This is a genomic window from Caballeronia concitans, assembly GCF_001544615.1.
Taxonomy (GTDB): domain Bacteria; phylum Pseudomonadota; class Gammaproteobacteria; order Burkholderiales; family Burkholderiaceae; genus Caballeronia; species Caballeronia concitans.
Map to the genome: position 1 here is coordinate 143261 of NZ_FCNV02000010.1, position 11558 is coordinate 154818.

Genomic DNA, 11558 nt, shown 5'->3' on the forward strand with positions numbered 1-11558 from the left:
CTGCTCGATCTGATGCTGTTCGCTGCCGCGTAGGCAGCTTAGAAAGCCATCGCACTCGAAGTCTGTTCCACGTCCGCCGTTCGCTGCCGCGTAGGCAGCTTAGAAAGCCTCGTGATCGCCAGATAGATAGATAGCGGCGTTCGCTGCCGCGTAGGCAGCTTAGAAATCGAAGGAAATTCATCGTGCGCGCGTCCGTCGAGTTCGCTGCCGCGTAGGCAGCTTAGAAAATTAGAACGACCGAAACGCTCGCTCGAGGCACGTTCGCTGCCGCGTAGGCAGCTTAGAAAACTAGCGTCAGACAAATCATGGAAGCGATCGTGTTCGCTGCCGCGTAGGCAGCTTAGAAAACCTGCGCCAACACAACCACGCCGTCGTGCGCGTTCGCTGCCGCGTAGGCAGCTTAGAAATGCCCGACGGATTTCCTGAAGAACCCGAGCAAGTTCGCTGCCGCGTAGGCAGCTTAGAAAGTCAGCCCCATCACGTTGCTGAACAGGTGGTCGTTCGCTGCCGCGTAGGCAGCTTAGAAACGCCCGCTGCCGCATCATCGCCATGCGTGAGAGTTCGCTGCCGCGTAGGCAGCTTAGAAACATGGAAAACGTCGTGCTGGGACTGGCTAACGGTTCGCTGCCGCGTAGGCAGCTTAGAAAATCCCGGCAATTTGGATTTTCGCTGCCGCGCTGTTCGCTGCCGCGTAGGCAGCTTAGAAACGCTCTTGCTCCGCGCTCAGTGCGACCGCCTGGTTCGCTGCCGCGTAGGCAGCTTAGAAATGCAACACATCGGGGCGCGCAAGCCGCAGATAGTTCGCTGCCGCGTAGGCAGCTTAGAAACACACGTGCGGCGTGCGGCGCCACGCAACGAGGTTCGCTGCCGCGTAGGCAGCTTAGAAAAACTTGCGGTTGGCCTTGTTCCGCGCCGTCTTGTTCGCTGCCGCGTAGGCAGCTTAGAAAATGAAAGCAGGAAGAACGATCCAAATCAGCGCGTTCGCTGCCGCGTAGGCAGCTTAGAAAGGTCGTCGCCGAGATGCCCGACGACGGTTGCTCGTTCGCTGCCGCGTAGGCAGCTTAGAAAAATGAGCCAGCAGCAAACCAAGAAGAAGATCCGTTCGCTGCCGCGTAGGCAGCTTAGAAAACAAGGTCGCGAGCTACGCGAGCGACAACAACGTTCGCTGCCGCGTAGGCAGCTTAGAAATTTCGAGTCGGACGACGACGACCGGCAGCAGGGTTCGCTGCCGCGTAGGCAGCTTAGAAAGATGCCGATACGTTCGTTGTCGCCGCCGTGAAGTTCGCTGCCGCGTAGGCAGCTTAGAAACTCTGAGGTGATCTGATAGATCGGCTCCGCGCGTTCGCTGCCGCGTAGGCAGCTTAGAAATGCTGCGCCTCTGGGCGATCAAGACCGGGCGCGTTCGCTGCCGCGTAGGCAGCTTAGAAATTCGAGGCGCAGCGCGCGCAGTTGCAGCAAGAGTTCGCTGCCGCGTAGGCAACCGCTGTGGCGGGCTGGTCCTCGATGATGTGATGAGAGGACGCGAGCAGGCCGACTCGGAGGTGATCCGCGACAAGGTGTACGACGCCTATGAGGACGATCTCAAGACGCGGCTCATGCCCGGCGGCTGGATCGTCTACATAGGTACGCGCTGGCACGAGGATGATCTGGCCGGTCGTATCCTGCCCGAGGGCTGGCACGGCGCGAGCGGTCGCATTGCGTGCCGCGACGGCAACACGTGGGAGGTGCTGTGCCTGCAGGCGCGGTGCGAGACTGACACCGATCCGTTGGATCGTGAGAAGGGCGAATATCTGTGGCCCGAATGGTTCGACCGGAAACACTGGGCGCAGTACGAATCGAACCCGCGCACGTGGGCGTCGCTGTATCAGCAGATGCCAGTGCCGCCCGAGGGCGATCTGTTCAAGCCCGAGCGGATCGGCATCGTGGACATCGTGCCGAGCACCTACATCGAATGGGTGCGCGGCTGGGATCTGGCGAGCGTCGAGGGCGACGGCGACTGGACGGCCGGCGCGAAATTGGGGCGGCTCGCAGACGGACGTTACGTGATCGGCGACATGACGCGCGGGCGGTGGGGGCCGGACCGGCGCGACGCGATCATCGCGGCCACCGCACAACTTGACGGCGTGGGCACCGTCTCGTGATACTCGTCGAGTAGATACGCATACTCGAACGCGAGTCGGCCGGCATCATCGAACCGTTTTGCTTGGATCAGCCGCGGCGGGTGATACTCGATGACGTCGTCGCCTCCGGGCCGAAGAGTTCCAGACTATGGCGCGCGTCGGCGCAACGCTCGATGGCGCCGGACAGATCGCCCTTTGCATGACGTGCGCAGGCGTCGAGCCGGGCGATGCGCATGTCGATTTCGCGTCGGCGCGGCAGAGCCCAGGAAGCAGTCAGGCAACGCCATTGTTCTTCGATGACGGGCAGTTCGTCGGGCAGATACTCGATGATCGAATCAGCGAGCCGCAGCGAGTCGTTTTCGTCGATATCCTGGCCCGGTGCGGCATCGCGAAGCATGGACATCGCATGGCTTGCCGCGAGATGGGCGTCATCGCGACGATCATCGTTCCACAGCGTCCACGCGCGGCAGCGATGGTAGTGCGCCTCGTCCCACGCCCGGTAAGTTTCGCGGCTCGGCGTGGCAAGGCTCAGGCTGCGCCGCAACGCTGCGGTCGCCAGAGAGACTTTCAGTGAACCGCGCTCGGTGTAGTAGAGAACGTTCCATCGATTGCACGCATGCGCGTCGGGAAGATTCGATGCCTCGGACACGATGGGCGTCATCTTCCGCAGCGCGTCCAGCATGGCTGTCGTCGCGAGACGTGCATGCGATCTCCAGCCGGTAGCGTTAGAGACAAAAAGCACGTAGTCCCGCTCGTCGGGCCGCGACGCAGCGAGCACGCTTGCCTCTTCGCGGTCAACGACGGCGCGGGCGCGCTCCGGAAGTCCCGCGCTCCTCACAGTCCCGTTAGCCGGCCGATTGTCTGAAGCGAATCAGCGCGCAATGGCTGGGCTTCGAGCCGGTCTTTGGGCCGAGCGTTGACGGGGCCGGTTTCTTCCCTATCGGCTTGTAGCCGGTCCAGAACCGCTTCGAGTTGTATGCCGCTTAGAGGTGCGGTGCTGAGTTGTTCTTCTTTTTGCATGATGTCGATTGCCTTGCTTGTCGATAGGATAGCGAATGGTTCAACGCAAGGAGCGAGTCAGCGCCCGCCGCTTTTCTACGGACGCGAATGGCATAGCGACGTTTTTTGGACGATTGTCAAATGTGGTGAAGGCGGGAGCGGGGGGCTTTGTCCGGCAAAGGGGCGTTTGCATAAGGGAAGTTCGGGTAGATCGCCTCTGGTATCGCGCCAGAAACGTGGCATTAGAGGAGCGGCGCCAAGAAGCTGGCGATGTGGGCAGCATGGTTTGAAGAAGCTCCCGGTGGCATGCGGCACCATCGATTCGCAAGGACGACGGCAGGATGCCGGATCGGACTCTTACTCAGGTCCGTCAAGTTTCATCCTGCTGCCCGCGCGGACGACACGAAGTAACCTCTGGGCAGGCCTCGCCAGCGGTTTCGGTCAGCGTACCGCTGAACCCTTTTTTTGAGTGGATCCTTGCGTGGGCGATAAATCAATGACTTAGCGCCTAGGCTAAAATTTGGGTGTTCGAGCCAAAAACAGCGTCTTCTCGTGAATAATCAATAGGATGGCGTACAATTGCGCTAGTTCGCTGCCGCGTAGGCAGCTGAGAAAGACAATTTACGGCTGCGTCACCGATCCGACGCGTTCGCTGCCGCGTAGGCAGCTGAGAAAAATGGAAGGGATTCGAGCAGCGGCACGGCATCGTTCGCTGCCGCGTAGGCAGCTGAGAAAAATCAGGCACGCACACGGCCCTTTCACCAGGCGTTCGCTGCCGCGTAGGCAGCTGAGAAAGCTCTGGCGCATGTCGAGCTGCCACCACGAACGTTCGCTGCCGCGTAGGCAGCTGAGAAAAGAACTTCGAGCAGAGTTTCCTGACGCACGTAGTTCGCTGCCGCGTAGGCAGCTGAGAAAAGCAGATGGCAACCTCCGTTTGAGAAACCAAATGTTCGCTGCCGCGTAGGCAGCTGAGAAAGTGAATCAACTCGATGCCGACTTCCGTGCGAAGTTCGCTGCCGCGTAGGCAGCTGAGAAAAGTTGAAGCGCTGGTTATCAGCCGGTGAACCGGTTCGCTGCCGCGTAGGCAGCTGAGAAAGCGATGCGGACGCCAAGGTACTCGCCGCGACGGTTCGCTGCCGCGTAGGCAGCTGAGAAAACGGCCCGCGCTCGATGCAGACGTACGCGCTGGTTCGCTGCCGCGTAGGCAGCTGAGAAAAGCTCGCGCTGAATCACAAGCTGAAAGGCATGGTTCGCTGCCGCGTAGGCAGCTGAGAAATTGCGCCGCTGCGTGTGGAACGGCCCACACAATGTTCGCTGCCGCGTAGGCAGCTGAGAAACGGCGCTTTGCGCGCGATAGAACAGCTTCGTCGTTCGCTGCCGCGTAGGCAGCTGAGAAAAATACGGAGGGTCGAGATAAAAGAACGTGTGCGTTCGCTGCCGCGTAGGCAGCTGAGAAAGCTGCGCTCGTCGGCGTCCATCTGAATGCGCTGTTCGCTGCCGCGTAGGCAGCTGAGAAAGCCCAGCGCAGCGCGATCCACGCGAGACCCCGGTTCGCTGCCGCGTAGGCAGCTGAGAAATCGAATCCGAGATCGCGCAGATCAGGGGGAGGCGTTCGCTGCCGCGTAGGCAGCTGAGAAATCGAATCCGAGATCGCGCAGATCGGGGGGAGGCGTTCGCTGCCGCGTAGGCAGCTGAGAAAGATCAATGGGCGCTCACGAACGGCTCCGAATAGTTCGCTGCCGCGTAGGCAGCTGAGAAAGTCGCCCCAGAGTGGGTTTCGATGGCGACGCAGTTCGCTGCCGCGTAGGCAGCTGAGAAAAATCGAGCAATCCGCGAGCAAGGAGGAGCCGAGTTCGCTGCCGCGTAGGCAGCTGAGAAAGAACACTTGGCAGACTCCACTGGAGTTCAAGAGTTCGCTGCCGCGTAGGCAGCTGAGAAACGCTCGAGTCCGGTGCTCGCACCGCCGCCACCGTTCGCTGCCGCGTAGGCAGCTGAGAAATGCCGCCCAAGCCTTCCGTGAAGTCGGCGCACGTTCGCTGCCGCGTAGGCAGCTGAGAAAACCACGTCCCCATGTCGATTCCCATGCCCGCGGTTCGCTGCCGCGTAGGCAGCTGAGAAACTGCAACGCGCGTTTGATCTTCGCTACTTCTCGGTTCGCTGCCGCGTAGGCAGCTGAGAAAAACGCCTGAATCGAAGCTGCACGAACCGCCTTGTTCGCTGCCGCGTAGGCCGCTGAGAAAAGCATGAGCGCAGAGCCGGTTTATCTGATTGAGTTCGCTGCCGCGTAGGCAGCTGAGAAAAGTTCCGCAACAGTTTCCGCACTCTTGCGAGTGTTCGCTGCCGCGTAGGCAGCTGAGAAAGCAGACGTCGATCATCTTTCAGCGCTTGACCGGTTCGCTGCCGCGTAGGCAGCTGAGAAAACATCGCTCAACCGCCATGCGCGAAACCGCGCGTTCGCTGCCGCGTAGGCAGCTGAGAAAAGCATGAGCGCAGAGAATCGCGGCGCGAGTGGGTTCGCTGCCGCGTAGGCAGCTGAGAAACGAACGCCCTGCCACGATTCAACGGCGAAACCGTTCGCTGCCGCGTAGGCAGCTCAGAAAAATAACCCCTTCGAGCGCAGCATCTAGCACAAGTTCGCTGCCGCGTAGGCAGCTGAGAAAGCGTCATCAGATGCACGTGCGCGGGATCGTAAGTTCGCTGCCGCGTAGGCAGCTGAGAAATGCTGCGCTGACGTTCGCAGTCGCCGCGCCGGGTTCGCTGCCGCGTAGGCAGCTGAGAAATTCGTGACATAGAGCGCTCGATGCTGCACATGGTTCGCTGCCGCGTAGGCAGCTGAGAAATGATCCGTGAGCGGGTCCGTCTTGTAGCTGTAGTTCGCTGCCGCGTAGGCAGCTGAGAAAAACATCAAACGGCGGCACGCCTGTCGAGCCGCGTTCGCTGCCGCGTAGGCAGCTGAGAAAGGCAGATTCACGTTCTCGCAGCCGACTTGATAGTTCGCTGCCGCGTAGGCAGCTGAGAAAAATACGAAACCGCGCATATCCACCTCAGCTTTGTTCGCTGCCGCGTAGGCAGCTGAGAAAGCACGTAACCGGAGAACAGTGAAATGAACGAAGTTCGCTGCCGCGTAGGCAGCTGAGAAATTCGTCTGCTGACATGGACTACGAACTGTTTCGTTCGCTGCCGCGTAGGCAGCCGAGAAAGAGGCAGACGAAACCGCGCTCGCGTTCGACGATGTTCGCTGCCGCGTAGGCAGCTGAGAAAAGAGGCAATCAGCAATCGAATCCGCCTGCTGTGTTCGCTGCCGCGTAGGCAGCTGAGAAAGTGCACTCCATCAGCTTCGGCGTCGTGCGCAGGTTCGCTGCCGCGTAGGCAACTGAGAAAGTGATCGATAAGCTCTTCCGCGCCGCGCGCGCGTTCGCTGCCGCGTAGGCAGCTGAGAAAGATCAACGCGAGCTCGGTTGCGCTGTACGCGGGTTCGCTGCCGCGTAGGCAGCTGAGAAAGGCTCCGCGCTCGCGGATGCGGCGAGAAGGGCGTTCGCTGCCGCATAGGCAGCTAAGAACCCATGTCCCCACCAACCACATCCCGCCCGACTTTCGAGATACAGCCGCATCGATCTGAAGACGATTTGTTAGTGTAGGCCGCTCAGGTTGGCGCAGCGGCCCGAAGCTGCGCTCTTTAAGAACGCCACACGACGCCAAAACGCAAATCGCGGCAGGAGAACCACATGGAATCCATACGCTCATCAGATCTAAAAACCATTCTGCATTCCAAACGAGCTAACCTTTACTACCTCGAACACTGCCGCGTTTTAGTAAATGGCGGCCGCGTCGAATACGTGACCGATGCGGGCAAAAGAAATCTCTACTGGAATATCCCCATCGCTAACACGACGAGCATCCTGCTCGGCACCGGCACATCCGTGACACAGGCCGCGATGCGCGAACTCGCCAAAGCTGGCGTGCTCGTTGGCTTTTGCGGCGGTGGCGGCACGCCGCTATTCAGCGCCACGGAGATCGATGTCGACATTGCCTGGATATCGCCGCAAAGCGAATACCGGCCGACGGAGTATCTGCAAGCGTGGGTGCGCTTCTGGTTCGATGATGCGTTGCGCTCTCGCGCGGCAAGGCATTTGCAAACGAGCCGCCTCGCACGATTGCAGCAGGCCTGGAGCACGCGTGCGATGCGCGAGGCAGGCTTCACCGTGAACGAGGACCGACTGCATTCGCTCGTGCAGCAATTTCGCAGCCAGATCGATGCCGCGCCGGACCCTGCAACGCTCTTGCTCACCGAAGCGCGTCTCACCAAAGCCCTGTTCAAACTCGCGGTGGACACGGTCGGCTACGGTGATTTCACACGCGCGAAGCGCGGTAGCGGAACCGACGCGGCCAACCGCTTTCTGGATCACGGCAATTACCTGGCTTATGGCCTCGGCGCGACGGCCACGTGGGTGCTGGGTCTGCCGCAAGGGCTGGCCGTCCTCCATGGCAAGACGCGACGCGGCGGCCTGGTGTTCGACGCAGCCGATCTGATCAAGGACGCAGTGATCCTTCCGCAAGCCTTCCTGTCGGCGATGCGCGGCGACGAGGAGCAGCAGTTCCGGCGTCACTGCATCGAAGCCATGACGCGCGATGAATCGCTCGACTTCATGATAGACACGCTCAAGGCGACCGCCGTCGATACCGCGCTTCTCGCGCAAACATCGGACGCACGATCATGAAGGTACTGTTCGTCGCCCAATGCACCAAACGCGCGCTGACCGAAACGCGACGCATCCTCGACCAGTTCGCCGAGCGGCGCGGCGAGCGCACGTGGCAGACACCCATCACTCAGGCCGGGCTCGATACGGTGCGCAAGTTGTTGCGCCAAAGCGCGAGAAAGAACACTGCCGTCGCCTGTCACTGAATACGCGGACGCGACCATAGTGAGTTGTTGTGGCTCGTCGGCGATGGCCGGCAATTCAACGAAGAAGGCGCGGTACCCACGAACACGACGCAGAACGACATGCTGCGCAGCGAAGACGAAAGCGCGTGGCATCGATTGCAGGAGATATCGGCCCTGACCGCGCTGGCCGCTCTACTGCATGATCTCGGCAAAGCGACACGCGCATTCCAGGAGCGGCTGCTCGCGCCTCACGCGAAGGAGACCAACCATTATCGCCATGAATGGGTGTCGGTGCGCCTGTTTCAGGCGTTCGTCGGCGACGCGAAGGACGACGCCGACTGGCTGACGCGTCTCGCATCGTGCGCGGATGCACAGGTCGATTCGAAGCGATTCGAAGCGCAATGGCTCGATCATCGGTCAGGCCGCTTGTTGCGCGACGGACTAGATGACGATGCCAAAGCGCACAAGCCTTTCGCGACACTGCCGCCGCTGGCGCAGGCGGTAAGCTGGCTGATATTGACGCATCATCGAATGCCTTGCAAGCCCGTGAAGCAAGCAGACGGAAGCTCGGATGCCGATATCGAAGAGCCACGACGTATTTGGCGTCGGTTCGGCGCCAGCATGAATGGACTCGACAGACATGACCTCGGCAAAATGCTTCAAAAAATCGACGCGGATTGGAACGAGCCTCGCGAGGTTGTCGAGATCGCCAGGGTGAAAACTTACTGGCAATTTAGGTTTGGTTTGCCCGTCGCCACTGCGTCATGGCGCAAGCAGGCGGCGCGGTATGCGCGCAAGCTACTGGGATCGCCGCGCGCAACGTCCACGAATGCCACGCTCGACGATCCCTTCGTGATGCACGTGTCCCGTCTATGTTTGATGCTGGCCGACCATCATTACTCCAGCATCGGTGACGAAGCGCGTCGCCGAGCTTACCTCAATCCCGGCTATCCGTTGTATGCGAATACGCGTCCTGATCGAAGCGACGATGCATCATCGCACGGCGCATCGAAGCGCATTCTGAATCAGACGCTCGACGAGCATTTGCTTGGCGTGCAAGCGCATGCATCGCTCATTGCGCGTTCGCTACCGACGCTGACGCGCAGCCTTCCTGCGCTGCGGAATCATCGAGGCCTCAAGAAGCGCAATACCGATTCGCGTTTTCAGTGGCAGGACCGGGCCGCCGATCTGGCGATCGGCATGCGAACACGTGCGGCTGAGCACGGTGCGTTCGTGATCAACATGGCGTCGACGGGGTGCGGCAAGACACTGGGCAACGCCCGCATCATGAATGCGCTCGCGGACCCCAGGCGAGGCATGCGTTGTGCGTTTGTCATCGGCCTGCGCACGCTGACCATGCAAAGCGGACGCGTCTTCCAGCATGATCTCGGATTGACCGATGACCAACTCGCTATCAAGGTTGGCGGCACGGCGAGCCGTGCGCTATTCGAGTACTTCGAGGCTCAGGCAGAAGCCACGGGTTCATCGTCGAGTCAGGCCTTGCTCGACGAAGGAGGGCACGTTACTTTCGAGGGCAACGTTCATCATCCGCTTCTGCAGCGATTGACCGATGATTCGCAGGTGCGCTCGCTGATCGCCGCGCCGATCCTTGCTTGTACCGTCGATCATCTGACGCCCGCGACCGAGAGCCTGCGAGGCGGACGCCAGATCGCACCGATGCTGAGACTCATGACCGGCGATCTCGTGCTGGACGAACCGGATGACTTCGACATGGCCGATCTGCCCGCGTTGACGCGACTCGTGCATTGGGCAGGGCTTTTGGGCGCACGCGTATTGTTGTCTTCGGCGACGTTACCGCCGGCGCTCGTGCAGGGGCTGTTCCTGGCTTATCTGGATGGCCGCAGTCACTATCAGCGCAACCGGGGCGAACGGCCCGATGAATCGCCGCGCGTGGCCTGCATGTGGGTGGATGAATTCGCGCAATCCCACGCCGATTGCGCGGACGCCGCCAGCTTCGTGAGCGGACATGACGCGTTCGTGCAGAAGCGCGTGGCGCAACTTGCCAATGCCGACGTGCGACGACGTGCCGAACTCGTGAAGCTGCCGATCAAAGCCTGGCGGGAGATGTCCAAAGGCGAGCGACGCGGGGCATTCGCTTCGTTGGCGCTGCGGAGCGCGTGGGCCTTGCATCGGAACGATGGCAACCACGTCGTCGATCCGGTGACTGGCAAGCGCGTGAGCCTTGGCATCATTCGCATGGCGAATATCGGCCCTTTGTTCGATGTCGCGCGGGCCATGTATCGACAAGGTGCGCCGGCGCCCGGCGTGCGCGTGCATTTGTGCGTGTATCACGCTCAATTTCCGCTTCTCGCGCGCTCGCACATCGAGCAACAACTCGATGCGGTGTTCGATCGTCGCTCTGCGGGAAGTGGCGGCGATCCGGCGTTGCAACATCCTTCGGTGCGAGCGCTGCTCGATCGATATCCCGAGTCCGATCACCTGTTCGTGGTGCTCGCTTCGCCCGTCTGTGAAGTAGGGAGAGACTGGTCCGGTGAGTACGCGATTGCGGAACCGTCATCCATGCGTTCGCTGATTCAGCTTGCAGGGCGTGTGCGGCGTCATCGCGGTGGTCCGGTGGCGTGTACCAACATGATGATCTTCGATACGAACCTGCGGTATTTCGAGCGCGGTGCATCGACTGCGCCAGTATTTTGCAAGCCCGGCTTTGAAATGCGATACATCCGTCCGAAGCCAGTGGGTTCGCCAGCTTCACTGCAAGAATCCGGCATCGATTTTCATCTTGAGTCTCACCGATTGAGCAGGCTGCTGAATCTTCCCGAAGAGCCGGGGCAGTGGCCCATCGATGCGCGGCCGCGCATCCGCCAACGTGAGAACCTGGAACCTACAAGTAGCTTGGTTGATCTCGAACATGGTCGCATGCGTGACACGATGCTTCCGCGTGATGAGTCGAGCGACGTCTTCACACCCGTTTCGCGCGACGCGACGCGGCATTGGCATAGCGAAAGCCCGCTATGGCTGACCGGCGTGCTGCCGCAAGTGCAGCCTTTTCGAAAGGACTCGCAGAAACGAGAAGACGTCGTGCTGTTTCCCTCGGAGGACGAGGACGAGATGATTCTTCATCGCGTCATTGATCGGAACGGACGCGAACCGAAGACTTACGTGGATCGCCGCGATCTGCTTTTGCAGATACCGGATTCAGAGCTAAATGGGCCGGCTATCGGTCCCTGGTTTCATATCGACCTGATGGAGTTAATTCGGCAGTGGGCCGGTGCACACGATCAAAGCCTGAATGACAGCGCCCGCAATGTCGCGACTGTCAGTTTGCCTGTTTCGGAGCAAGGGTGGCGGTATCACGCGTTGCTGGGTTTCAGTAAGGAGTGAGTTCTGGCTGCCTACGCGGCAGCGAAATAACGGAGAGTCATCGAATGACCATTCTTTCTCAGCTACCTATGCGGCGGCAAAGCAGAAAAAATAGCTCGTAAGTTGCTCAATTGCTGATTAGATCGATGAGTAATTTCTGATATTTTGTTAATTCACTGAAATTTTCTCATATGAATTTTTATTTGGGCGGAATG

6 protein-coding genes and 2 CRISPR repeat arrays (1 of these 8 cut by a window edge) are annotated in these 11558 nt (G+C 60.3%); of the genes, 4 read left to right on the top strand and 2 right to left on the bottom strand.

Annotation, left to right across the window (positions count from 1 at the left end):
• Positions 1-1428: a CRISPR direct-repeat array (repeat unit 28 nt; unit sequence GTTCGCTGCCGCGTAGGCAGCTTAGAAA) (it extends 43 nt beyond the left edge of the window).
• An 83-nt stretch (positions 1429-1511) separates the two neighbouring features.
• A complete protein-coding gene (locus AWB72_RS28625; RefSeq protein WP_040050310.1) occupies positions 1512-2141 on the top strand; it encodes a hypothetical protein in 630 nt (209 codons plus the stop codon).
• Positions 2142-2208: 67 nt separating this feature from the next.
• On the opposite strand, the gene AWB72_RS21040 is transcribed toward AWB72_RS28625, so the two are convergent.
• Together AWB72_RS21040 and AWB72_RS21045 are read right to left on the bottom strand one after the other, a co-directional pair.
• On the bottom strand, positions 2209-2898 hold the full coding sequence (locus tag AWB72_RS21040; RefSeq protein WP_143754660.1) for a hypothetical protein: 690 nt from the start codon (positions 2896-2898) through the stop codon (positions 2209-2211).
• Positions 2899-2954: 56 nt separating this feature from the next.
• Positions 2955-3140, bottom strand: coding sequence for a hypothetical protein (locus AWB72_RS21045; protein ID WP_087128665.1), 186 nt, complete (start codon positions 3138-3140; stop codon positions 2955-2957).
• 566 nt (positions 3141-3706) lie between these two features.
• Positions 3707-6680: direct repeats of the CRISPR family, unit length 28 nt; unit sequence GTTCGCTGCCGCGTAGGCAGCTGAGAAA.
• Positions 6681-6844: 164 nt separating this feature from the next.
• Between AWB72_RS21045 and cas1f the strand changes: the two genes are divergently transcribed.
• Genes cas1f through cas3f form a run of 3 tightly spaced genes read left to right on the top strand, consistent with a single transcriptional unit; the run spans position 6845 to position 11364 of the window.
• Positions 6845-7837, top strand: coding sequence for a type I-F CRISPR-associated endonuclease Cas1f (cas1f, locus tag AWB72_RS21050; protein ID WP_040050315.1), 993 nt, complete (start codon positions 6845-6847; stop codon positions 7835-7837).
• Positions 7834-8022, top strand: a complete 189-nt coding sequence (locus tag AWB72_RS29495) for a hypothetical protein (protein ID WP_244285697.1) — start codon at positions 7834-7836, stop codon at positions 8020-8022. The genes cas1f and AWB72_RS29495 overlap by 4 nt, the downstream gene beginning before the upstream one ends.
• Positions 8023-11364, top strand: a complete 3342-nt coding sequence (cas3f, locus tag AWB72_RS21055; RefSeq protein WP_280174589.1) for a type I-F CRISPR-associated helicase Cas3f — start codon at positions 8023-8025, stop codon at positions 11362-11364.
• Positions 11365-11558 lie beyond the last annotated feature (194 nt).